The sequence below is a fragment of the Chryseobacterium jejuense genome (assembly GCF_900100075.1).
In the GTDB taxonomy this organism is placed as follows: Bacteria; Bacteroidota; Bacteroidia; order Flavobacteriales; family Weeksellaceae; genus Chryseobacterium; species Chryseobacterium jejuense.
On record NZ_FNEG01000003.1, the window covers coordinates 557171 to 581934 of the forward strand.

Annotated in this window: 21 protein-coding genes; 5 read left to right on the forward strand and 16 right to left on the reverse strand. The window is 36.3% G+C overall.

Features of this window, described 5'->3' with window-relative positions:
* Positions 1 to 2: 2 nt before the first annotated feature.
* Complete coding sequence (locus BLS98_RS11690) at positions 3 to 608, forward strand: DNA-3-methyladenine glycosylase (protein ID WP_089736663.1); 606 nt, start codon at positions 3 to 5, stop codon at positions 606 to 608.
* Between the two features lie 6 nt (positions 609 to 614).
* Here the strand turns inward: BLS98_RS11690 and mug are convergent, their stop codons facing one another.
* The gene (gene mug / locus BLS98_RS11695; RefSeq protein ID WP_089736665.1) at positions 615 to 1115 is read right to left on the reverse strand and encodes a G/U mismatch-specific DNA glycosylase; all 501 of its coding nucleotides are present in this window, start codon (positions 1113 to 1115) and stop codon (positions 615 to 617) included.
* A gap of 235 nt (positions 1116 to 1350) precedes the next feature.
* Here mug and BLS98_RS11700 point away from each other — a divergent pair, with 235 nt between their 5' ends.
* Complete coding sequence (locus BLS98_RS11700; RefSeq protein ID WP_089736667.1) at positions 1351 to 1668, forward strand: DMT family transporter; 318 nt, start codon at positions 1351 to 1353, stop codon at positions 1666 to 1668.
* Between the two features lie 144 nt (positions 1669 to 1812).
* Here BLS98_RS11700 and BLS98_RS11705 read toward each other — a convergent pair whose 3' ends face one another.
* The 9 genes from BLS98_RS11705 to BLS98_RS11745 form a co-directional block, all read right to left on the reverse strand.
* Positions 1813 to 2955, reverse strand: coding sequence for a serine hydrolase domain-containing protein (locus tag BLS98_RS11705; protein ID WP_089736669.1), 1143 nt, complete (start codon positions 2953 to 2955; stop codon positions 1813 to 1815).
* Between the two features lie 488 nt (positions 2956 to 3443).
* Positions 3444 to 4880: a SusD/RagB family nutrient-binding outer membrane lipoprotein gene (locus BLS98_RS11710; RefSeq protein WP_089736671.1), complete on the reverse strand. Its 1437-nt coding sequence runs from the start codon at positions 4878 to 4880 to the stop codon at positions 3444 to 3446.
* Between the two features lie 11 nt (positions 4881 to 4891).
* Positions 4892 to 7915: a SusC/RagA family TonB-linked outer membrane protein gene (locus BLS98_RS11715; RefSeq protein ID WP_089736673.1), complete on the reverse strand. Its 3024-nt coding sequence runs from the start codon at positions 7913 to 7915 to the stop codon at positions 4892 to 4894.
* Between the two features lie 278 nt (positions 7916 to 8193).
* The gene (locus tag BLS98_RS11720) at positions 8194 to 8895 is read right to left on the reverse strand and encodes a LytR/AlgR family response regulator transcription factor (RefSeq protein ID WP_181575082.1); all 702 of its coding nucleotides are present in this window, start codon (positions 8893 to 8895) and stop codon (positions 8194 to 8196) included.
* Positions 8876 to 9949, reverse strand: coding sequence for a sensor histidine kinase (locus BLS98_RS11725; protein ID WP_089736830.1), 1074 nt, complete (start codon positions 9947 to 9949; stop codon positions 8876 to 8878). The genes BLS98_RS11720 and BLS98_RS11725 overlap by 20 nt, the downstream gene beginning before the upstream one ends.
* A gap of 177 nt (positions 9950 to 10126) precedes the next feature.
* Positions 10127 to 10513: a DoxX family protein gene (locus BLS98_RS11730; protein WP_089736675.1), complete on the reverse strand. Its 387-nt coding sequence runs from the start codon at positions 10511 to 10513 to the stop codon at positions 10127 to 10129.
* 476 nt (positions 10514 to 10989) lie between these two features.
* Positions 10990 to 11493, reverse strand: coding sequence for a TlpA family protein disulfide reductase (locus BLS98_RS11735; RefSeq protein ID WP_228425160.1), 504 nt, complete (start codon positions 11491 to 11493; stop codon positions 10990 to 10992).
* A gap of 1 nt (position 11494) precedes the next feature.
* Positions 11495 to 11923 (reverse strand): rhodanese-like domain-containing protein, encoded by a 429-nt coding sequence (locus tag BLS98_RS11740; RefSeq protein WP_089736678.1) that lies wholly within the window; start codon positions 11921 to 11923, stop codon positions 11495 to 11497.
* Between the two features lie 73 nt (positions 11924 to 11996).
* Entirely contained in the window at positions 11997 to 12272 is a 276-nt protein-coding gene (locus BLS98_RS11745; RefSeq protein ID WP_089736680.1) for a hypothetical protein, read from the reverse strand.
* Positions 12273 to 12396: 124 nt separating this feature from the next.
* On the opposite strand from BLS98_RS11745, the gene BLS98_RS11750 reads away from it, so the two are divergent.
* From BLS98_RS11750 to BLS98_RS11760, 3 genes are all read left to right on the forward strand, one after another.
* A complete protein-coding gene (locus tag BLS98_RS11750; protein ID WP_139166107.1) occupies positions 12397 to 13503 on the forward strand; it encodes an SMI1/KNR4 family protein in 1107 nt (368 codons plus the stop codon).
* 133 nt (positions 13504 to 13636) lie between these two features.
* Positions 13637 to 15307 (forward strand): FAD-binding dehydrogenase, encoded by a 1671-nt coding sequence (locus BLS98_RS11755; RefSeq protein WP_089736684.1) that lies wholly within the window; start codon positions 13637 to 13639, stop codon positions 15305 to 15307.
* Positions 15308 to 15324: 17 nt separating this feature from the next.
* Positions 15325 to 16128: an SDR family oxidoreductase gene (locus BLS98_RS11760; protein ID WP_089736686.1), complete on the forward strand. Its 804-nt coding sequence runs from the start codon at positions 15325 to 15327 to the stop codon at positions 16126 to 16128.
* 78 nt (positions 16129 to 16206) lie between these two features.
* Here BLS98_RS11760 and BLS98_RS11765 read toward each other — a convergent pair whose 3' ends face one another.
* The 6 genes from BLS98_RS11765 to BLS98_RS11790 all read right to left on the reverse strand — a co-directional run bounded on the left by BLS98_RS11765 (position 16207) and on the right by BLS98_RS11790 (position 24746).
* A complete protein-coding gene (locus BLS98_RS11765; protein WP_089736688.1) occupies positions 16207 to 17808 on the reverse strand; it encodes a T9SS type A sorting domain-containing protein in 1602 nt (533 codons plus the stop codon).
* Between the two features lie 262 nt (positions 17809 to 18070).
* Positions 18071 to 18874, reverse strand: a complete 804-nt coding sequence (locus tag BLS98_RS11770) for a phosphatase PAP2 family protein (protein ID WP_089736690.1) — start codon at positions 18872 to 18874, stop codon at positions 18071 to 18073.
* A 35-nt stretch (positions 18875 to 18909) separates the two neighbouring features.
* The gene (locus tag BLS98_RS11775; protein WP_089736692.1) at positions 18910 to 21327 is read right to left on the reverse strand and encodes a TonB-dependent receptor; all 2418 of its coding nucleotides are present in this window, start codon (positions 21325 to 21327) and stop codon (positions 18910 to 18912) included.
* A gap of 46 nt (positions 21328 to 21373) precedes the next feature.
* A complete protein-coding gene (locus tag BLS98_RS11780; protein WP_089736694.1) occupies positions 21374 to 22117 on the reverse strand; it encodes a COG4705 family protein in 744 nt (247 codons plus the stop codon).
* A 206-nt stretch (positions 22118 to 22323) separates the two neighbouring features.
* Positions 22324 to 23358 (reverse strand): sulfite exporter TauE/SafE family protein, encoded by a 1035-nt coding sequence (locus BLS98_RS11785; RefSeq protein ID WP_089736696.1) that lies wholly within the window; start codon positions 23356 to 23358, stop codon positions 22324 to 22326.
* A 101-nt stretch (positions 23359 to 23459) separates the two neighbouring features.
* Positions 23460 to 24746 (reverse strand): sensor histidine kinase, encoded by a 1287-nt coding sequence (locus BLS98_RS11790; protein WP_089736698.1) that lies wholly within the window; start codon positions 24744 to 24746, stop codon positions 23460 to 23462.
* Positions 24747 to 24764 lie beyond the last annotated feature (18 nt).

The following is a 24764-nucleotide window of genomic DNA, read 5'->3' on the forward strand; positions in this document are numbered from 1 at the left end:
AGTTGAAACTACCACTCTCCTATTATTCCAATCAAGACGTTCTTTTTCTGGCTCAGGATCTTCTGGGAAAAGTACTTTTTACAAATATTACTGGCGAAATAACAGCTGGAATTATTGTAGAAACAGAAGCTTACTTTGGGGTGAAAGACAAAGCTTCTCATGCCTATGGCGGCCGGAGAACTGACAGAACTGAAACATTGTACAATCACGGTGGAGTTTCCTATGTGTATTTATGTTATGGGATCCATCATCTTTTCAATATTGTGACTTCTGTGGAAGATGATCCTCACGCTGTTTTGGTGAGAGCCGTTGAGCCATTGATAGGAAAAGAAATTATAGAGATCAGGAGAAATATGCCAGCTTCCAAAGCCGCAATTTCAGCCGGTCCAGGATCTGCTGCTAAAGCATTGGGAATTGATCGTTCATTCAATAAAAAAGATCTTAGCGGAACTGAAATCTGGATTGAAGATCACGGGATTCAATATCCTTCTGATGATATTGTTGCAGGACCTCGTATAGGAGTGGCTTATGCACAGGAAGATGCATTGTTACCTTGGCGTTTTTTTGTGAAAGGAAATAAATATGTAAGCAAGCCTAACAAAATATAGACCTTACTACGGATGGATGACCTTATAAAGTTCTTTATAATACCCAATAAGATCCTCCAGAGAAAATCCACGATTCAAGCCACTGGTATTAGGTAAAACCCATACTTTAGCACCATAGAAGTCCTCTGGTTGTTGTCCCCATGGGATTTCTTTCTTTTTAGAAAAAGCTTTATACGCAGCTTTACCCAGAAAAGCTACATATTGAGGCTGGAACTTCGTTATTTTGGTTGTGAAAGCTTCAAGAGCATCATCAAATTCATTCTTCGAAAGTTCGTCAGCACGGGAAGTCGCTCTCGCAACAGCCGTTGTTAAGCCACATCCAAATTCTAAAATAACAGTATCATTCACTGCTTCAATTTCGTAAGGTGTAAATCCGGATTGATGAAGAACTTTCCAAAATCGGTTGCTTCTCCCTGAAAAATGATGCCCGTCATTTGAAGATTTCAAACCGGGATTAATTCCACAAAAAATAACATCCAGATTAGGAGCAATGATATCTGTTAACATTTTTCTTTTTTATAGTTTAAAGGTATTACTATTTCAGATATTCAGAATTAGATTTGAATATAAAAAATGTAACGCTTCGCACTCAGTATAATACGTTTTATCTGTGTTTTTTGCAGGATCACTCAGTTTATTCCTTTACGTATGAATAGGTTCTGATAATTTTACACAGTAATATGAAGGATGGAATACTATAGAATAAAGAATATTTCCATTCCTGATCATTAAAATAAATAGTATGAACTGGATTGCATTAATTATCGCAGGAATATTTGAAATTGGATGGCCGCTGGGCCTTAAGTTATCTCAGCAGCCTGACAGTAATAAATGGAGCTGGATTCTATTTTCAATAGCATGTATGACGGTGAGTGGCGCATTTCTATGGTATGCCCAGAAAAGTATTCCTATCGGGACGGCATATGCAGTGTGGACAGGAATCGGTGCGGTAGGCACTTTATTGGTTGGAGTTTTCTTTTTTCAGGACTCTGCAAATATTTTCAGATTATTGTCTGCCTTACTCATTGTGGTCGGAATTGTCGGTCTCAAGCTATTTTAATAAAAATTGGCTTAAGATTATTCCTAATCATTAAGCCAAAATATTAAAAAAGCATTCTGTTAGACTTGTAAAGAGCCACTTAAAAGAGGTGTGTACATACTTCTATTTTTCAATCTTAAAAATTGTTATGATTTCATTTATAGTTTAAAACAATAAATTAAAAGTTTCTTTGGCGTTAAGAACTGCCACAACTTTTGGAGACCAGGTATTGAGGAGTATGCAGACTGTTACCTTTTGCTTTGGAAAATAGTACGCTTTACCTCCAAACCCAAAAACATGACCGTCATGTCCTAATGCTTCCCCTTGATCCGTTTCTAATCTCATAAGTCCCAAACCATATTGTTTATTATATTTTAAGTCCGGTTCTAACCTGGCAGGATCGTTATCTACATATGTTTTCAGTTGCTGCATTGAAGCTGAGGAAAGTAACTTACTGGTTAAAAGTGCCTCTGTAAATTGAGCGATATCAGATGCTGTTGATATGATTCCTCCATCAATAGCCCCCTCTCCACCGATTCCGTTATTATCAACCCAGGTAACATCATTCAAATCCTTTCCGTCGGCATTTTCAGTATAATAAGATCTTGTCAATTTATCCGGAAGGGTGGTCGAGGCAAATGTATTTCTAAGACCAGGAGGAGCAATTACTTTTTCATTGATTACCTGATAAGCAGGTTTTCCTGTTACTTTCTTGATAATTAAGGAAAGCAGTAAATAATTTGAATTGCTGTAATAGCCTTTTCCTACCGGATCATCAGCCGGTTTATCATAAATCATCTGAAGGGTTTGCTCAGCCGAATAATTAACAATACTTCCATTGAAAACACCCTGAGACACATCTTGCAAATAATTTCGGATACCCGATCGGTGATTAAGACATTGCTCAATGGTGACGTCATTGGCATTCGAAATATGATCTGTAATACTCTTTGGAAGGTACTTGTTAATTTTGTCTTTGATACTAAGAAGACCTTCTTCCTGTAATTTTAAAATAGTAGCAGATGCAAACATTTTTGTCATACTACCAACCCTAAGTCTGTGATCCGTTTTCATGAGGATATTTTTCTCCCTGTCGGCAAGACCTCCGGAGCCTGTCCAGATTCCTTCCGGTGAAATGACTGCTACATTTACTCCTACAGCGCCTGCCTGCATAAACCGATCAACAATGCGTTGATATTTTTCAGCATTAGGATGAGTACCTGATGGATTTGATGGATTTTCATTGTCACACGAATTCACAAAAAAGAAAGCGACAATCAGAGCCGTTACGAACTTTAATTTTTTCATAGGAAAATGTTGATATTTGGTTATTGATGATATTCAAATAGTAGTTTCCTATCATGTATACGTAACGCTTTCTTTGCCGGATAAAAGTACAGATATGCTATGAATAAAAAAAATTAAATTTTGTTATTATTATAATCCACCGGGCTGAAAACATATATGTTTCCTCATAAAAATGGCTTAAGATTATCACTTATCTTAAGCCAAACTTATTATCCAATACTAGAATAATAAATCAACCAAATTATATTTATTTTTCAAAGATGAATAAATGAAGCGTAATCCGGGGAAAACATCTATAAAAGGAAAATTATGGTCTATGAATGGCTGAATAGTCCATAAAAAAACCTGCATTGTTACAATGCAGGCTTACATAATAGATATGAAAAAATAGAAAAACTTATTGTTGAAGTAGCTATTGGTCCTTATTATAACAATAATCATTAATTAATAGGTTCAACATTAACTTCCAGCTTCCCTCTTTCAGCTTTTTACTGAACATCCCAAAAAACTTTGGTAGTGAGCTTATCGCCACCGATAGCTGCTGCAGCTTTAGCATAATTAGTCCCATTGGTAGTAGCCTCTAACGTTGGATATTGAAGCCTCACAGGAACCTTTCCACCTGCATTGGCAATAGCAGTTGGTGGAGCCTGTAAAACAGGGTAATCTAATCTGCGGTAAAAATTCCAGGATATTACAGGATGATTGTACATGGCAACCCAGGCCTGTTCTCCGATCGATTTTTTCCAGTTGGTAGCATCATAAGGGTTGTTTGAAAGATAAGACTGTGCATCCTGAGCCGAAAATCCCCATTCCAGAAAAGAGGCCTGTACAGCATTCTGATAAAGAGCATCAGGGCTTCCACCAATTCCGAATCTGGCTGCGGCTTCTGCCATATAAAAAGCCACTTCGGTATGAGTCATTATTTTTCCAGGTGTAACAGGAATGTATGCAAATAGTCCGGGAGCAGAAAAATCTGTAAAAACACCTGATAAACCGATTACCTGACCGATATATTGGCCATGTACATCATGAAAATATTGGGTTCTTCTGGGATCGGACGTGGTATTAAGGAAATCTATAAAAGGTTTTCCGCCAAAAAAATCGTTTCTCCCACTATTGGCTAGGTTTTCAAACAATGGATTAAAGTTCGGGGTTTCTGCCTGATATCTGAAATTAGCATTATCCGTTTCATTGGTAATGACTCCTCCGGTAATGGCTGCATTGATAGTAGATTGAGCCAATGAAGGATTAACGTCTGAAAGTGCAATTCCTAATTTTAGAAGCAACGAATTTCCAAATTTTTCCCATTTTCCTATATCACCTTGATAAAAGATATCTCCTGATCCGAAGCTTCCTTCTCCTTCCTCCAGACTATTGATGTCTGCTTGTAGACGGGTAATTAATTTTTCATAAATCTGTGTATCATCATCGTAGATAGGAAGAGGATACTTCTCATAATTAAGAGCCTGACTATATGGAACGTCACCGAAAGTATCAACCATGGTTTGAAATGTGTATACTGAGAGAATATCAATAATAGCTAATTGATTCTGTCTTTTTGCAGGCCAGGCATTCACTTCTGAGGCTGTCGGCTGAAATTGTTCTATAAGTTCTTTAGCCTTATTCAGATTGTTAAGGACATTCACATAATTATCTGTCCAGATAGTATTAGAGACATTTCTTGCCGTAAAATTATAATTGCTCTCACTTACGTAAGTAACTTCCTGCCAGTATTGCATGGTAAGGCGGAAGTTATTCTCATTAACACTTGGAGTGGTCATATAGTCGCTCAGTTCTTTTTCTGCATAGGTGAGAAGAGGTTCAGGAACCATACTGTAGGCTACATGGGGATCATCATTTACATTGTCTGAGGTACAGCTCGTTAGTACCAATGCTAAAAGAGAGCTTATGATAATATTTTTCATGGTAATATTTTTTAAAAATTAACTTTCAGATTGAAGGCGAAATTTCTTGTAGCAGGCATTACTCCGGATTGGTATCCCTGGATACTTCCTGAAGAAAGTCCAGATTCCGGATCTGCATACGGAAGATTTTTATGAATAATCCACAAATTACTTCCTATGAGACCAAGTGTAAGATTCTGAATCCCTGCTTTTTTTAAAAATTGATTGTTGAAGGTGTAAGAAACAGATACCTGACGAAGTTTGATAAAACTTGCATCATAAACAAATGCCGCTACAGGAGGATCGGTTTCCAGAGTCTGGCTAGACATGGAACGGTCTAGACGAATTGTATTAGGAATATAATGTCCGGGATTATTAGGATCCTGCATGACCCCTGGTAAAATAACACCACCTCCGTTTTCCAACGTATTTCTGATAGGATTTCCAAGGTCATTAAAACCTACAGAATCCGGATAGAGCCCCGTTCCATAGCCATAATACTGATCCAGGGAAAATACCTTGCCTCCTTTTTTCCAATCGATCTGAAAGCTTAGATTAAAATTTTTATAAGTAAAAGAATTATTTAGACCTGCCACAAAATCAGACTGAAAGCTTCCCAAATTATGATTGCTGTCATCCGTATGCAGGTAAGCTCCATTAGTCCCTATAATTTTATTTCCATTGGGATCGTATACAAAATCCGATCCCCAGATGCTTCCATATTCTTCGTTGAGTGGAGCATTAATGGTAATCCCGCCCTGTAAGGTACCCAGAGTAATATTTTCTATGCCCTCCCGTAATGCAGTGATTTTGGTTTTGGGATTAGACCAGTTGATAGCCATGTCCCAGGTAAAATGTTCAGATTTCAATGGAGTTATATTTAAAGTAAGTTCAACCCCTTTTGTAGTAAGTTCACCTGTATTCTGAATTTTAGACAGAGAGCCCGTTGCCAGCGAAATGGGAAGTGGCAATATCTGATTAAATGCGATATTCCGAAACCATGAGAGATCTAAGCCTACCCTGTTTTTTAAAAACTGCATATTGGTTCCTACTTCAAAATTTTTAAGTTTCTGTGGAAGCAGGTCCGCATTTCTTAAAGAAGTATTGTAAGCATATACAGGATTATTCTCTAATGATGCCTGAGGAATATATCTGTTCCTTAACTGATCTGCATTGGTATCCGAACCTACTTCTGCATAAGCGGCTCTTACCTTTCCGAAGCTTAACCATTCTTGTTTCAATAGATTGGAAAATACAACACTGGCAGAAACCGAAGGATAATAATACACCTGTTTTTCTTTAGGTAATGAGGTAGACTGATCTCTTCTAAAAGTTCCTTCCAGATAATACGTATTTTTATATCCTAAAGAAGCCTGCACAAAAGCTCCGTAAATGTATTTTGTATTGTCTATGGTAATAGGTTTGGCAGGAGTAGCAACCGAATTGGAGATGGTATAAAGATCCGGAATATATAAACCACCTGTTGTTGTTTGTGCATTGGAATAATTGGACTGAACATTGACATTTCCACCCAATAAGGTCTGCAGATTTAGATCCTCTGTAATATTCTTTTTATAAGTAGCAATCAGATCATAATTGGTTTCTGTAAAACGGAGATTAGTCACAGCATAACCCGACGGTTGTTCTATCAAATTAAAGCTGAAAAAGGCTGGCATGGAACCTACCGCTTTTCTTTCTTCGGTAATCATTGTATATCCGTCAATACCTACCCTTCCCAGAATGTTGATGTTTTTTGAAAGATCATAGCTCAGACTGAAGTTTCCTGCAAAGCGATCTCTTTTGTCATTTTGGTAATTCTGATACCGGGAGAAATAAGGATTATCCCAATAAGAAGGAGAAAGATTATCAGGTCCTTTTATATTCCATGTGTAGTTTTTATTGTAAGTATCATACAGGTATTTCTGATACTGAAGGTCTATATTGGTTGCCCACCATTGGCGGAATCCGGTCATAATATTATCAGTATATCCTGTGGAATTTCGTCCTTTGGTTCTTTGCGTAATATAATTGGCAAAAATAGTGGCTGTAAGTTTATCCGTAATCTTATAAGATGCATTTCCTCCAAAATTGTTTTTCATTAAAGAGGAATTAGGCATAATGTCCGTAGCGTTGGTATTAGAATAACTCAGTCTGAAAGTTGCTTTGTCATTTCCGCCACTTAAAGCTATATTATTGGTTTGGTTAATAGCCTTTTCAAAGAAGGTAATCGGTCCATTTTTAGCCGCTATCCATGGTGTTTTTTTTCCAAAATTTTGAGAACCAGGAATGAATGCATCATACTGCCATACCGCAAGATTGGGATCATAAGGAGCTCCATAAGATGCATCATGCCAAAAAATCGCCATAGGTGAATTCTGATACAACGGAAACACATTTCCCCAATATCCCTGTCCGTACTGAGTCTGGTATTCAGGGAAGGTAGATTTGTCAACCGTAGAAACAGAAATACTTCCACTGTATTCCAAGCCGACACCTTGCGTATTTTTCTTTCCTTTCTTAGTGGTGATAATAATGGCTCCGTTTTGAGCTCTGGATCCATATAAAGCTGTTGCAGCAGCTCCTTTTAATACATTTACGGTTTCAATATCATTAGGATTAATGTCCGAAACAGGGCTTCCGTAATCATACCCTCCAAATCCGCTCTGCTGTACTGTGGAATTGATATTCCTGTTGATAATAGGAACACCGTCCACTACAAAAAGAGCCTGATTATCTCCCAAAATAGATTTATATCCCCTTGAAACAGCATCTATAGATCCTCCAAAGTTGGTAGACTGTCTGATTTCAAGCCCTGCTACTTTTCCTGATAAATTATTCAAAAAATTGGTAGTGGGATTTTTGTTGATATCTTCACCTTTAACTTCCTGTGTAGAATACCCCAGAGATCTCTTTTCTCTTTTGATACCCAGCGCGGTAACAACAATCCCCTCTATGTTCTGGGTTGTAAGGGTGTCTTGCTTGCCTTGGCTGAAATAGGTTTCGCTTCCGATAAAAAAAGCGACGCCTGCACTTAAAAGTTTCAACTTGTATTTCATAATTATTGATTTTGTTTATTGTTTAATCAAAATTCAATAATTGGTGAAGAATATGATGAAATCTATATATCAATAGCGGAATGCGGTCTACTAAAATATGAGTAATGAGTAATGAGTAATGAGTAATGAGTTGCGGAAATTATTTTGCTTATTGGCTAAATAGAAAGATAGGAAGCCACCTTTTAAGGAATGAACATTCCATTCCTTAAAAGGGTGGCAAAAATTCAGAGAATTTTTGCCAGGGTGGTTTTAAAAAGCACAGTACTTCATTACCGGCACTACAAATCAATAAACGGCTTGTAAGTTCTTCCAATAGGCAGATTTTTTCCTTTAATCTGCACAACAGTTGCAGATTTAACCTCTATTTTAGGTTTGGAAATAATATAAGATTTATGAATACGCGTAAACATGTTTGGATTAAGACTTTCCTCTATTTTGCTAATAGGCATTTTGAAGGTGAATGTTTCCGTTTTGGTATGAATATGAATGTATTCCCTTAAACTTTCGATATAAAATATATCCTGAAGAATGATTTTAATTTGCTTTTTGCCACTGCTGATGAAAATATGATCACGCTCAGCTATTTCCAATAAGGCATCTTCCGCTTCTATTAAATATTTAAACTTCTCAACAGCTGTAACAAAACGCTCATAAGGAATAGGTTTCAGCAAATAATCTGCGATATCCAGTTCATATCCTTCTATGGCATATTGATGATAAGCTGTTGTCACAATCACAAATGGAGGATTCTTTAGTTTTTTCAAAAAATCAAAACCTTTTACCACGGGAAGATGAAGATCTAAAAACATAAGATCTACTTCATGAATGCTCAAAAGATTGCTTGCGTACACCGCATCAGAGCACTTACCTATAAGATTCAGTTCCGGATCCCGGGAAATAAATGTTTCCAGAATTTCTGCCGCAATCGGTTCGTCTTCTACAATAATGCAATTGTATTTTTTAGAGGTTAGATGGATCATTGAAGTCAATTTTGAGGTGTACAATATATCGGTCAGTTTTATTCTCCACAGTCAGTTTGTGTTTAGGATATAGCAGTTCAAGCTGTCGGCGGATGTTTTTCAGTCCTATTTTAGTAGAATGCTGATGAGGTTTTTCTTCTTTTGAATTTTCAATGCAGTAGGTAAGAATTCTGTCTTTCAGTTCAATATCAATGGAGATGAACGCATTTCCCAGACTTTCAGAAACTCCATGTTTAAAAGCGTTTTCAACAAATTGAATTAGGATAAGCGGTGAAATTTCCTGAGAAGGATTATCAATGCTTTCCTGTAGATGTACACTAAGGTGATGATGTCTAATTTTCTGAATTTGTATAAAATCCTTAATATTTTCAATATCTTTTTCAATCGAAATGTTTTTTTCAGCAGCTTCATAGATATTGTACCGCATGATTTTGGAAAGCTGCAGAATTACATCAGGCGTTTCATCTGCCTTTTTAAGAGCCATTCCGTAGATATTATTCAATGTATTGAACAAAAAATGAGGATTGATCTGGGCTTTTAACATGGTAAGTTCCTGATCCAGTTTTTCCGATTTCAATTGGGAAATCTGATCTTTCAACAGGTTTTTCTGTCTCGTAATTTCTATCCCAAAAACCAATCCTACCATAAAAATAAGATCCATAAAGGAATTGAATGCAACTAATCCATTGATAAAACTGGAAGGTTGTTTTCCGTCCAAAGTCTCTGTAACTCCATAGATATAAGGATAAATAATATCATGAGTAAAAAAACGATGACCTAATACTGCTAGTATAACAATCAGAGCGCAGAGAATATATTTAAAAATCTTGTTAATATGAACCTTTTCATATACATACAACAAAGAATAAGCAAGAGGAATTTTAACCAAAAGGTAGCCCAGTTCAAGAATAACCGTATTCTGAAGCCTTAACTGCCATTTGAAACTTGGAAACTGATATCTGGACCAGTAAAAGTCAAGATAAACCTCCAGGATATAATACAATATCCAAAAAAGCAGATGAATGTATAGCTTAGATTTATGATCTGATTTCAAACTTACTGTCATTTAAAAATATAAAATAATAAGATCCAGTCAAATATAGAAATATAAAGTCTACCAATTTCTGCTATTCATCTACAAACAGCTTTTAATTATTTTATTAAACCAGTAAGAAAGCTTTTTGAATCTTAATAGTTCAAAATAAATATTCAATGCCATAGTCATGGAATGTTATGGATTGATATTTTTTAAACGAAACTCAGGAAGTATGAGATTGATAAAACTGAATATCAGCAAGACGTTAAACTCAATCCCATTGGTTCCACCTCCTACCACAAACCAACCATTTCCCCAATGGATATAATAGATTCCCAAAGCAAAAATGACAATGTTACAGAGCGCAACAGGCTTTATAAACTGATCTCTCCAGATAAGAAAAACAGAAACAAGATGAATAAGCTTTATTATCCAGGCAAGATAAAGCCCTATTGGAGAGAATCCTATATTATCCAGATAGTTGATGCCAAAATTGTTAACATCTCCACTAAAAATAGAGATTGCACTGTGCATAAGCAAGATGACTGATAATGCACATCTGAGGAAGTAGTTCTTTTTCATGAAACGAATATAGATATCATGAAGAAGTAATAGGTTTTATCGTATATCAATTGCTTCTAATAGCATATGAAATTCTTTTTGTATAAACTTCATTATCAAGTTTAAAATCATCTATTTTTTTATTAGGATAATTAAATGTACATCAAATTATTCTACAGCTATTCCTCTACCTCTAACTCATTTTTTTTATTAACTAATTGTTACTTAATTAAAAGCAAAATTTAACATTTAAATTATTCCCTTTATTGTGATTTTTATAAATTTAATTCTTATTTTTACAGCATTAATAAAAGAAAATAATAAAACCCGACTTAAAAAAACTTATATCTTAATCAGTAGTAACATAATTCCCTCCAATGTTCTTCTGATTAATCATGAAAAATTATTCGGCTCCGATTCTAATACACAAATAGCAATCAAATGCAAAAAGAGTGGCCATCCTGACCACTCTTTTGTATATTTTATCCTTTTTGAGGCTAATTATTGCTTAGATTCTTCTTTAAAAACTCTTCCAGTTCCTTTTCATGAAGATTTTTAGCAATAATGGTTCCTTCTCCATCTATAATTACATTAAAAGGAAGTTCATCTATTTCATAAGCTTTTGCAACCGGGCTTTTCCAGAATTTTAAATCACTGATCTGTATCCAGTTGATATTAAATCGTTCAATCGCTTTCTGCCAACTCTCTTTATTTTTATCCAAGGAAACCCCCAGAATTTCAAACTTCTTGGCTTTAACCTGATCCGAATAGGTGTCATATAATTTTTTCAGTTCAGGCTGCTCTCCTACACATGGAGCGCACCAGGTAGCCCAAAAATCAACAAGAACCAGCTTCCCTTTTAAACTTGAAAGTGAAAATGAAGAGCCGTCTGGTTTAACCATTGTTATTTCAGGAGCCTTCTTCCCTACTTCAATTTTGTTTTGAGCGAATACAAATCCTGAAAACAGGACTAAAAACACTATGGTAAAACTCGTTTTCATATTAATCATTTGTTGGATAGTCTTTATCCAGCCAATCGGTTTTTATATTTTTAGGAAGATTTAAAAGCTTGGCATTTTTAAAGCCCATTTCCATCAATAAGTTGAATGCAGGACGGATATTTGGACATTTTACAAAAGGACAGCATCCACAATAGATTACAATTTCCTTATTTTTAGGAATATCTTTAAGATAATTTCTCAGTTTTTCCAGATTCTCAGGTTCATGGGTTGGACCTATGTCTACAGAACCTTTGATAATTGCCTCAGGGCCCACTGAAATAATCAATACATCTTTGGTTTTGTGTTGTACAATTCTTGAGGCTAATAATGCCGGATCCATCAGCTGGCTGTCTTTCCAGGGATCCTGTGTTTGCTGTGCCTGACTGAAAATGGAGCAGACAAAACACACCATGATAAACAAATACTTCATACTTCTATTTTTCACAAATATAAATGATTTATTGAATTGTAATAGGCTATACGCGTGTATTATTCAGCTTTTATTAAGTGTTCTTATTCTTTTTAGGAGTAATATGGATCACATTAGCAGCTCCAGGCTCTATAATCAGTTGAGTTCCTAGTCCTCTCTCCTGCTCCCGTCCCTGAATGGCTGAGCCTGTTGCCAATGTCAGTTTTCCCTGAAAAGCAGGATGTGGCGGGATCACAGATATTTCAATTTCTTCTTCTTCAAGCTGTATGATGATGGAGGTAGCATCAATTTTATGACGGGTTCCGTCTTTAGCTATTGTAAACACCGCATAAGGTTTAGATTCTTCCATTGTAATGATTTTTAACAAAGATAAAATTTCAAATGAATTCTCTTTTTGTATTTTAGTGGTGAAAAATGAATCACAGTCAATAATTGACAACAATTTCAATAATTTTAAAGTACTCTTTCATTCTATGAAAATCACTCTTCCTAACCATTGGTCAGATTTTATAAAGACTTTTGCAAAAAAACATAAAGAAGACATTCTTTATGATGTGGTGCGTGTATTCCGGACTGAAGAAGAAATTCAGGAACGCTATGATACCCATGAATTTGAAGAATACCTTCCAGATTATATTCCTGTAGCAGATGATTCTGGTGGTCAGGTGGCCATTATTTCAAAAAATAATAAGGATACAAAAGTCTATCTGAGTTCATATGGTGTGCTTCAGAAAGAGCTTTTAGAAGTTTTAGATCGTGATTTAATGCACTGGATGCAAGGGAAATTTCCTTTTGATAGAGTACAACATGTACTATCTGCTGCTGACATTGAGAAAAGAGAAAAAGAAAACAGTTTGTTAGTGCAAAAAGTGTCTTCATTTCCTGTTATTACAGCGTTTTTGAAAGATCCGGTTTGTATTGAAGGCCTTGCATTACCTGAAAATTATGCCTCTGTAGAGCATATTTATTATTTTCAGGATGGATATCAATACAATTCAGTAGAACATAAAGCTTTGGTAAGTGATGTTCCGGGAGAATTCAAACCAAGTTGGATTGTTTTGGCTTCCAACTATTTTGCTGATCCTTTTTTTATTGATCTGAATGAAGCCAAACAGGAATTTCCTGTGTATTTCGCTTGGCACGGACAGGGAAATTGGGAACCAGTAAAAATCGCTGAAAATTTGACTGAATTTCAGAACGTCTTGCTTCAGATTCAAAATGTAAGGTTTGACAAAGCAGGATTAATAGAGTATTTTGATGAAAATATAGATCTGGAAAATCCTTTATGGGAAGAAGTATATACCAGTATTGAAGAGGAAGAAGAATGTGTTTCAAACTCAATAGAAACTGATGAAGCAATGGGCTCAAAAGCAAACTTGTACATTACTGATATTGGTCCCAATAAAATGAAGGTTATTGCTTTACTGAAAAAAGAATTCAGCCTCTCCGGAACTGAAGCTCTTCAACTCAGTAAAAATCCAAAAATATTATTCAGAACAGGCTATACTAAATGGCTGGAGTATGATCGTAAGTATCTGGAAGATCTTGGGGCAACGGTAGAATTTGAGACTTTGACCTAAAAGGGACACGGAGATCTGTAAATCTCTGGTTATTACAATATTTTCTTATAGTTTTTGAAAGTGTTTTGCTTATTGAAGTACAAATATTTTATACATTTATATAAAGTATTGTGAATCAAAAAAACACCTTATCATGGAAGAAACATTCCAACCTGATGCCATTATTATAGGAACCGGATTGGCAGGACTTACTGCTGCAATGGAAATTACAAATGCCGGGAAAAAAGTACTGTTATTGGATCAGGAAACTGAAGAGAACATTGGTGGACAGGCATTCTGGTCATTCGGAGGACTTTTCCTTATTAATTCTCCTCAACAGCGAAGAGTGGGAATTAAGGATTCTTATGAATTGGCTCTACAGGATTGGAAAGGAACAGCAGGTTTTGACCGGGATGAAGACTACTGGCCCCGAAAATGGGCAGAAGCCTATCTAAAGTTTGCCGCAGGTGAAAAATACGAATACATTTCCAAATTGGGTATCAAACTGATGTTTATGGTAGGCTGGGCAGAACGAGGTGACGGATCAGCCACTGGCCACGGAAATTCTGTTCCCCGTTTTCATGTAAGCTGGGGAACCGGAACAGGTGTAATAAAACCTTTTGTGGAAAAAGCATATCAGGCCAAAGAAAAAGGACTGTTGCAGATGAAATTCCGGCATAGAGTCACAGAACTGGTTAAAGTTAACGGAAAAGTAACTGGTATTAAAGGTGATATTCTTGAAAACGATGCTCAGGAAAGAGGTGTTGCCACCAATAGAAATATTATTTCTCAATTTGGATATTCCGCAGCTCATATTATCATTGCTTCAGGCGGTATAGGAGCCAATCACGAATTGGTAAGGAAAAACTGGCCTGAAAGATTGGGAACACCTCCGGAAAACATGGTTTGCGGAGTTCCGGCTTATGTAGATGGTAAAATGATTGGTATTGCTGAAAATGCAGGAGCCAATATCATTAATCGCGATAGAATGTGGCATTATACGGAAGGTTTACAAAACTGGAATCCCATCTGGCCCAATCACGGAATAAGAATATTGCCAGGGCCTTCTTCCCTATGGTTTGATGCTAAGGGAAAGCGTCTTCCTGCTCCTTTCCTTCCCGGATTTGATACGTTGGGAACATTAAAATATATTCAGGATACAGGCTATTCCTATTCATGGTTTATTCTGACACAAAAAATTATTAAAAAAGAATTTGCGCTTTCAGGTTCAGAACAGAATCCGGATATTACTAATAAAGACTACGCCCTTTTTCTGAAGCGGATTTTTGGTAAAAAAGCTCCAGGCCCTGTTGAGGCTTTTAAAGAACACGGTAAAGATTTCATCGTTTCAGATAATCTTAAAGATCTGGTTGATAAAATGAACCAGCTTTCCGGTGATCACCTTCTGAACTATGAAAAAATAAAATCTCAGATTGAAGCCAGAGACAGAGAACTGGACAATAAGTTTTCAAAAGATACACAGGTAAATTATATCAGAAGTACCAGAAGCTATTTAGGAGACAAGCTTGGAAGAGTGGCTGCTCCCCATAAGATTCTTTCTCCTGAAAACGGGCCTTTAATAGCGGTACGGCTTAATATTTTAACCCGAAAAACACTTGGCGGAATAAAAACCAATCTGAACGGACAGGTTTTAAGAGAAAATGATAGCCCAATTGAAGGACTTTATGCCGCAGGTGAAGCTGCAGGTTTTGGCGGTGGCGGGATGCATGGTTACAGAGCATTAGAAGGAACATTTCTTGGTGGATGTATTTTCTCAGGAATGAAAGCCGGAAAGTATATTGCAGGATTAAAAAAGGATAATTAAAATGAATAACACTTCGAATGAGTAATTATTATAATGATAAAGTAGTCTGGATTACAGGAGCATCATCAGGAATTGGAGAAGCTTTAGTAAAAGAATTGGCTCAAAAGAGCAATGCAAAAATTATTCTTTCCTCCAGAAACGAAGAACAGCTCTATGAAGTGGCAGAAAGTGCCGGTCTTACGGTTAACCGATATGCTGTGATTCCTTTAGATCTGAAAAACTATAAAGAAATGCCCGAAATAGCAGCCAAAGCAGCGAAAGTCTTTGGAAAAATAGATATTCTCATCAATAATGCAGGATTATCCCAACGTTCTTTAGCTATGGAAACCGATATAGAAGTAGATAAACGCTTAATGGATGTTGATTTTATTGGAACCGTAGCTCTAACCAAAGCAATTGTACCTTATATGATTCAAAATAAAGGTGGGCAGATTGCGGTAGTTTCAAGTCTTATGGGAGTATTCGGAGCACCTATGCGGAGTGGTTATGCTGCGGCAAAACATGCTCTTCATGGTTTCTTTGATGCTTTGCGTGCAGAATTATATGCTCAAAATATCGCTATAACCATTATCTGTCCGGGATTTATACAGACCAATATTTCCATTCACGCTGTAACCGGTGACGGTTCATCGCAGGGAACGATGGATGATGCTACCAATAACGGAATGCCTGTAGCTGTTTTCGCTAAAAAAATGCTGAATGCCATTGAAAAAAAGAAAAATCAAAAAGCCATCGGCGGCAAAGAAGTATTGGGAGTTTATCTGAAAAGGTTCTTCCCTGCCCTGCTCGCAAAGATTATTCGGAAAGCAAAAGTTGTCTAAAGAAATTTTTACAATAACATAAATGTAAAAAACCACACTTCTTGTGTGGTTTTATTAGGATATTTTATTTTTTATCAATTATTCTATAATGAATTTTTTGGTTTCTTTTTGTGTACCGCCTAGTATGGTTACAAAATAAACTCCTTTTTCAAGACGGCTTGTATTGATCTTGGTATTTAGTCCTTCTAATTTCTGTTGATGAACTGTCTTTCCAAGCATATCCGTAATGGTTGCTTCCATAGAAGGTGTAAAATAATCAAGTTTTAAAGTAATGTGATCTTTTGCTGGATTTGGAAATACGTTAATTGCAAGCTTGTCATCTTTCAGTACTTCGTTAGTAGCCAGATTATCCTGAGCAAGTTTTACGACCCAAATATCATAATCTCCATGATTTCCCGTAACATCTCCATTATTGGACTTAGAACTCCCCACAATGACATATCCACCATCTGCGGTTTGGATAACAGATGAAGCCTCATCTGTATTTGATCCTCCTAAGCACTTTTGCCATTTAATACTTCCTGTTGCGCTCAATTTTACGGCCCAATAATCAAAAGAAAGAGGAGCTTCTCCGGGGCCTGTATTTGTAGGAGGGTGATATCCTACTACCTGACCGTCATTTGAAATTGTACTTCCTACGACCAAATATCCTCCATCAGTAGATTGAATAATAGAAAATGCCTCGTCCAATTTAGATCCTCCCAAAGCTTTTTGCCATTGAATATTTCCTGCTTCATTTATTTTAACTACCCAAAAATCAGTTCCGTCATGATTATCTGTTACATCTCCATCATTAGAAAAGGCATGACCTGCTACAATAAATCCGCCATCAGAAGTTTTTACCATAGACCAGGGTAAGTCCTGATGTGTTCCACCTAAAGATTTTTTCCAGAAAATAACTCCACCATCAGAATTCATTCTTATGATCCAGTAGTCTTTTCCACCATGGTTTCCTGTTACATCACCATTATTATTTTCTGCATACCCGGCAACTGCATATCCACCATCGCTGGTTTGAACAACGGAAGTTGCTCTGTCATCTCCTGTTCCCCCTAAAGATTTTTTCCACTGTATATTTCCATCAGAATTTATTTTTACGATCCAATAGTCTACATAACCATTATTCCCCGTTACATCACCTGTAGTTGAAGAAGAGCTTCCCACAAATATATATCCACCATCTGTTGTAGGAACCATTTGGTTGATAACATCATAATCTGTTCCACCAAACGTCTTTTTCCAGTAAATGACTCCAGCATCAGAGTTTAATTTTAAAACCCATCCATCTGTAAAACCTTTATTACCTGTTACATCACCATTATTCGAATCTGTAGTTCCGGCAACAACATATCCACCATCAGCAGTTTGAATGACAGAACTTGTATAATCATTTCCTGTTCCCCCTAGAGATTTTTGCCATTGAAGGTTTCCTGTGGAATTTAATTTTACCAGCCAGTAATCTTGATTTCCGTGATTTCCGGACACATTACCATCATTTGAATTAGAAGCCCCACCAATTATATACCCGCCATCAGCAGTTTGAATAATAGTATTTGCACGATCGGAATTGCTTCCCCCAAAAGTTTTTTGCCACTGTATAGCGGGAGCTTGAGCCATTGTAAAGCCTGAAAAAAAGATACCTGCCAATACAGGGATCGTTTTTTTGTAATTGAATTTCATGGTTTTTTAGTTTGTTAAATTTTGAAGCACAAAAATATTATTAATAAAAGAATAAACTTCTATGTTTTATAGATTTTTCACTACTATTCTTACATCAAGTTTCACTTATAATACATAAGGCTGATTTGAATATGAAGAAATCAGTTTTTAGAAAATTGATCCCTTTCTATAAGGAAAACCTGTAGTCGATAGAAAAAAGAAAGCACCGTTCAATGGAGCGGTGCTTTCTTTATATCAATAAAATTATTCTGAATAATTACATTTAAAAATTCTTAACCAATCCTATTCCTATTGTTTTATTCTGATAAAAAGGCATTACCATTGTGGAGCTGGTTAAATTTTTAGTTTTGTTCTTTCCACGCAGCATGTTATCTATTCTTGGAAAGAGCCAATAGGCCAGTTCTGTGGAAAGAATACCGAAACCTGCACCTGCAATTACATCTCCCAGCCAATGCTTATCATTCAGCATTCTGTATACGCCTGTAAAAATAGCGAATGGATATCCTGAAAGGCTCAGCCAGAAATTGGTATCCTTATATTCCCTGAACATAAACTGTGCGGAGGAAAAAGCAGTAGCGGAATGTCCGGATGGAAATGAAAGCGTATTCGACTGATCAGGCCTTTCCTCTTTGACAAGGTATTTTAAAGGCATTGTAAAGGCCGCAGAAATCAGTTGTGACGAGGCATAGATAATAGTACGGTCTCTAAGATTGTGTTTTCCTTTTATTCCAATGGCATTCAATCCATATACCATCAATGCAGGAGCATATTGAGTATAGTTATCCAGATTCATCTGTGTAGGCTGATGTTCATTGATCTCTGTTCGGGTAGAAAAATTCAGTTGTTTGAGTTTACTTGAAGAGAGACCTACTACTCCATATGAAATGAATGCAGCAGGAATAATAAGGCTTTTATAATTAAGCTTGGTTGGCTGGATATTGGAAATACTGTCTGCTGCAGATTCCTGAACAGCAACCGTATCAATACTATTCTGAGCATTCATCTTCTGAAAGAATGAGATGAAGATCAACAAATAGAGTAATGGTTTTGGAAAGTATCTTTTCATAATGATGCTGATATGTATAGTATTTCAGTTGTTAATTAAAATTTATAGCTGTATCCGAGTCTTACCACCTGAGTTTCGTAATAATCATTGCTAGTATAAGAGAATCCCATTCCCTGAATATTTTTCTTAATAACCATAGTGTTAAGCAGATCCGAGGCATTTAAAAACAGTTCACCTTTCCCTTTTTGAATGGCTTTTTTCAATCCTATATCCATAGAAAACCTGGATTGTATTTTTCCTTGAGGAATAACATCCGGTGCCAGATAGACGGCTGTAAGCTGTGCATCAAATCCCTTGGCAAAATGAAAAATATTATTCCATTTGATATTTCCTGAAACAGCGGTTTGTTTATCCGCTGAGAATACATTGGCAACAGGGTAAAGATTTTGCACTGAAAATGCATCGATCTGATTGCGATATAGATTCCCATTCACATTAAAGGAGTATACATCCGAAATTTTTTGATTCCAAATAGTTTCCAATCCCGTATTATAGCTTCTTCCCGCATTCTGAAATATGGCATAAATAAGATTACTTCCCGGAACAATACTGGAAATTCTTGTAATCGTTCCATTGGCAAAACGATGATATAAGGCAGAATACAGATAGCCGTTGTCCCAATTATATTTATATCCAAGTTCAATAGAATTGGTAAATTGAGGTCTTAATGCCGGATTTCCTACCTTGATGATTTCTGCATCATCATATTTAGGGAAAATTCGGATATCTACTTCATTGGGACGGTCTACCCTTCTGTTATAAAAGATGGAAAACTTATTACGGTCATTAAGTTTATAAGCTAATCTGAAATTAGGAAATGGCTGTGTATAATTATATCCGTCACTTTTGTAGGTAGGATGATTGGGGTTTACATCATATTCAATTCTTACATATTCCAGCCTTAACCCAAGTTCTGCTTCCCATTTTTCAGTTTCAAGGACATAATTTCCATAGACAGCAGGAATGAATTCCTTATAATCTGCCTTTCCACCGGCAGCAGCATCCAATACTGAATTTGCACCCGGAATAAAATTCATATTGGTTGGGATACTTCTGCTTCTAAGCTTGATTCCTGTTTCTAATCTACCGTATTTAAGTGGTTTTATATAATCGACATTGAAGTCATACACCTGTTCATCAGACAATAATTTAAAGGCATCAGTTCCTGTGGTGGCAGGGAGATAATTATCATAGAAATATTTTTCATCCTCTCTATGGAAAGTATAGTTGAATCCTACATTTAACAAATGCCCGGCTTCTTTAAATTTATGCTGATAGGAAGCAGTTCCCATTATGGTGGTTTTCAACTCATCCTCAAGGAATTGCCATAAACGAAGACGTTGAGATAAATCTCCATTAAAGAAAGGCTGATCGCCACGGTCAATAATTTTCTCACTGCCATACATTCCGGAGATCGTTAAAGTATTCTGGGCATCAATATTCCAGTCCATTCCGGCTTTTGTGGTGAAGAAATTGGTGTTTCTGTTTCTCTTCAGCTGTGAATTGATGATGGTTCCGTCATCATAAGTACGGGTGACAAATTCGTTCTTATTAAGCGTTTCAGTATATAAGTTATCCGCCTGTAGAAATAAATTGACCTTGTTTTTTCTATAATTAACAGATAACGAAGGATTAATCTTTGGAGTGAGTGTATACTGAGGTCGAATGGTTGGAAGATTATCCTTTCTTACCCAAAGAGATCCCAATCCCGTTGTGAATCCTACTTTACCATTCCATCCGTTCTGCTTATTCTTTTTCATGATGATATTGATGATTCCGGCATTTCCATTGGCATCATACTTCGACGAAGGATTGTTGATGATTTCAATTTTATCAATGGCTGAAGAGGGAATATTATCTAACCCTGTCTGACTCCCAAATCCTGTGAGCGCTGTTTGTTTCCCATCAATAAGAACCGTTACTTTATCATTTCCCCTAAGCTGTACCTTACCATCCTGTACGGTTATTCCAGGAAGATTCTGCATACTTTGTAATACTGATCCTCCACTTTGGCTGATGTTATCTGCTACGGAATAGGTCTTTTTATCAAGCTGGTTATTGATTTCATTTTTTTTGGATCCGGAGACAATTACTTCTTCAATCTTGGTCTCCTGTTCTTTTTTTCTTTCCAGTTCAATAAGAGGAATTTCCAAAAACTCGGAAAGACTTCCTATAAATACCGGAAGAGTCTGTTTGTTATAGCCTGTGATGGACGTTTCCATAAGATAATGATCCGGTTTAATTCCTGTGATAGAAAATCTCCCTTCCTCATTGGTAATGGTTCCGGCAACAAATGCACTGTCTTTTTCCTTTTTTAAGATGATGCTGGCATAGGGTAATGCAGCTTTATCGTTATTGGTTACTTTTCCAGAAACAGTCACCGAAGTAGTTTGTGCTGTAATCATGGTAGAAATGGCAAACGTCGGAAAAAGTAAAAGTCTCGTTTTATTCATAATATAATCTTTACTATCTTTTAAAATGTTTTCAAACTAAAAATGGTCAGGACAGTTCTTTATGATGTCTTTTCTGTGAAATAATAACCATGAAGACCATTAAGGCCAGAGATACGAGAGAAGCGTTGATTGTTCCCAGATCAAGACCACCCTTTGCAAGAGGCTTGGTTAAAAGATCCCCGAACGTAGCTCCAAACGGTCTGGTAAATACAAATGCAATCCAGAACAATACAACATGATTGATCTTTGTAAAATAATGAAGCATAACCACCACAAGAATAATAAGTCCGGTAATGAGAGCTCCGGTCATATATCCTAATCCCAGATTATCACTCAGAAAATCCCCAAAGGCAGTCCCTAAGCTGTTGGAAAATAAAATCGCAGTCCAATAATAGAATTCTTTATTTCGCTCCATGATTGGGTAAACCTCAAGGTTACCATACTTTTTGTACCATAGAAATAAGGATGTCAAAAGTCCGAAAAGAAGAATCAGACTCCCTATTAAATATCCTGCTTTCAATGTTCTGTCTATAAAGTCAGAGATCTCCGTACCAAGAGTTGTGGTCCCGATAATAACCATCCAATAGACGGCTGGAATGTATTTTTTAACGCCAAGCTGTATGGATAATATAAGGATGAAAAAGAATAAGGTAATGAGAATACCTTTGGTATAGCCCAAATTCAGGGTCATAGAAATAAAATCCCCTAAGGTTTCTCCTAATGTAGTGGCTACAATTTTCATGAGCCAGAAAAGTACAGTGACTGCTGCTACTTTGTTTGCCGTTCTCATTTTATTTATTTTTTTATTGGGTTAAAATACTCGAAGGGTAAGTGGTAATGTTTCGATATAAAGCCACCTTATTTTTTTGCCACGAATGCACGAATGATTTTATTAGTGCATTCGTGGCGATTAATCTGCGTAATCAGCATAATCTGCGAGAAAATATTTATCGAAGATAAAATCCTTGAGCCTTAGCGTTTTCCAATCTTACATTATTAAGCTTTAAATTTGGTAAGCACATTGTCTTTATAACAATAAAACTCATGAGATGTCTTTTTTCCTAAAACATATACTTTTTCAATACGAACTTCATCGTAATGTTCCATGAGGGTATGGTACTTTTCTTTCAGATGTCCGGATAGTTCTTCGGGCTGCATACTCTTTTCTATTTCTATTCCTTCTTTAGCTTTGTATTCCAATACCATACGAGTGTCTCTCCAAAGCATGGTATATACCTTTTTATGAGCTGTACATGAAGAGTTGATGACAATCTGATCCTGCTGAATGATTTTTCCTGAAGTACTTGTCATTAAAGTGATTCCGGAAATAACCATAGCGCCATACCCTATCTTTTTAAACAGGTTTTCACTTAGATGCGGCAGAATATATTTCACGGTGTAAGAAGAGACTATAGCCGCTGCTGCAATGGCAATTCCCAGCCAAAGAGCAGTGTTGGAATATAGTCCTAACGAAATATAAATGATAAGCTTAATAAGATGAAGAAATACCTCATTGGCAGCACGGGTTGCTACAATTTCTTCTTTTTTAAGTCCGAATTTCAGATAGAAACGGTTAAAAAGAAGACCTACAGCACCGGTAATTCCTGAAATAAAACCGGCAGAAAATCCGATAAGTGCCAATGCTGATTTTGGATATTCTTTTTCCTTTTCTTCAGGCTTATTTTTGGAAGTAAAAAGCTGCGGAAGGTTGGCTATCAGAAAGAAAGCGACCATCAATTGCAGATAATTTGGATTAACATATTTAATCAGATAAGCACCCAACAATACAGCAGGAATCGAAAACGGTACAAACCATAAGAAGATTTTCCAGTTGATATGCTGTTTGAATACTGCAATACGAGAGGCTGAACTTGTAAAGGTTCCGATCGTTAAAGAAAACGGAACCAATGATGTAGGAAGCAAAAGATTCAGGATCGGAATCAAAATAAGACTTGCACCGCCTCCACAAATAGCGCTGATCCAGAATGCAAGGATGGTTCCTGCGAATAAAAGGGCAATTTTTAAAATCATTTCTAAATAAATTTACTCTTCAGTACTTAATATTTTCAGTACAAAGATGCCATCCGATTTAGAATTAATTTCGAATTTTCAGATTCTAGATGTTAAGAAAACTATAATCTTACTGAAAAAATATGATGCCCTTTTTCAAACTGATAGCTGACTGTCCAGTGATGAAATTTGCAAATTTCCTGTATGATGGATAATCCTAGTCCGCTTCCATTACTATCTGCAGATAGCTTTGAAAATCTTTTAAATAATAATTCTCCATCCAGCTGTTGAGTTCCGGAATTGGAGATTTCAAAAACAGAATCAGATAATTGTATGGAAATAGAACCTTCAGGAGATGTGTGGCGGATTGCATTGATGATAAGATTATTAATCATGATTTCCGTAAGGCTGCTGTTGCCGTTTACCTTAATATCAGACATGATACTTTTCTCAACTGTAATATTCTTCTGCTCAAAATGTTCCTCAAGAATATCAATACTTTGATGAAGCATCTGATCGAAAGAAATGGTCTCCGAATTATCAAACTGATGATTATCTATTTTAGCAAGCAATAAGAGGTTTTTATTGATTCTGGAACTTCTGGTGAGTGCTTTATTGATATCTTCGGCAATTCGATACTGCCTTTCAGTAAGATTTTGATCCTGTAATAAAAGGTCCAGCTTATTTTTGATAATGGCTAATGGTGTCTGTAATTCATGGGAAGCATTCTCCGTAAATTCCTTTTGGGTTTTATAAACGGATATATTACGATCGATCAGTTTGCTGAGTGACTGATTGAGTTCTTCAAACTCTGAAATATCGGATGGTGGGAAAACAATTTTGTTTTGACTGTTCAAATTGAAGGTTTTCAATTGATCTAAGGTATCCCGGAAGGGTTTCCAGATCGATTTAGAAAGTCTTCTGTTTAAGTATAAAAGCCCAATAACAATCATGATGAAGAAAAATGTTGTAATCATTGCAATGACTGCGATGGTTTCGTGAGATTCTTCAATATTGGTTTGTATCGTAAAAAGATAAGGCTTATCCTGAATGTAAATTACTTTTTCAAGGGCTCTGTAACGTTCTTTTTTTTGCTCAGAGATAAATGGAAGATGCTTTTCCGTAGTGTACATCCTATCTCCTTTGATATGATCTGCCGAAATTTTTTCAATGCTGGTTTCAGGCTGGATGTGATTCCAGAGTTCAAGACTTTTTTCCAGTTCTGCATCAGAAAGCTTTAACTGGTTGAATTCATAAGCCGTTTTCTCTACAACAATTTGATTATGCTCATCCAATTCGCTTTGCCAAATGGTATCCACTACAAAATAATAGACGGGAATGCTTACTGCAAGGACAATAAGTACGTAGATGATAAAAGGCTTGGTGGTTTTGCTTAAAAGAGGCTTCAAATTAATGGTTGTTTGGTT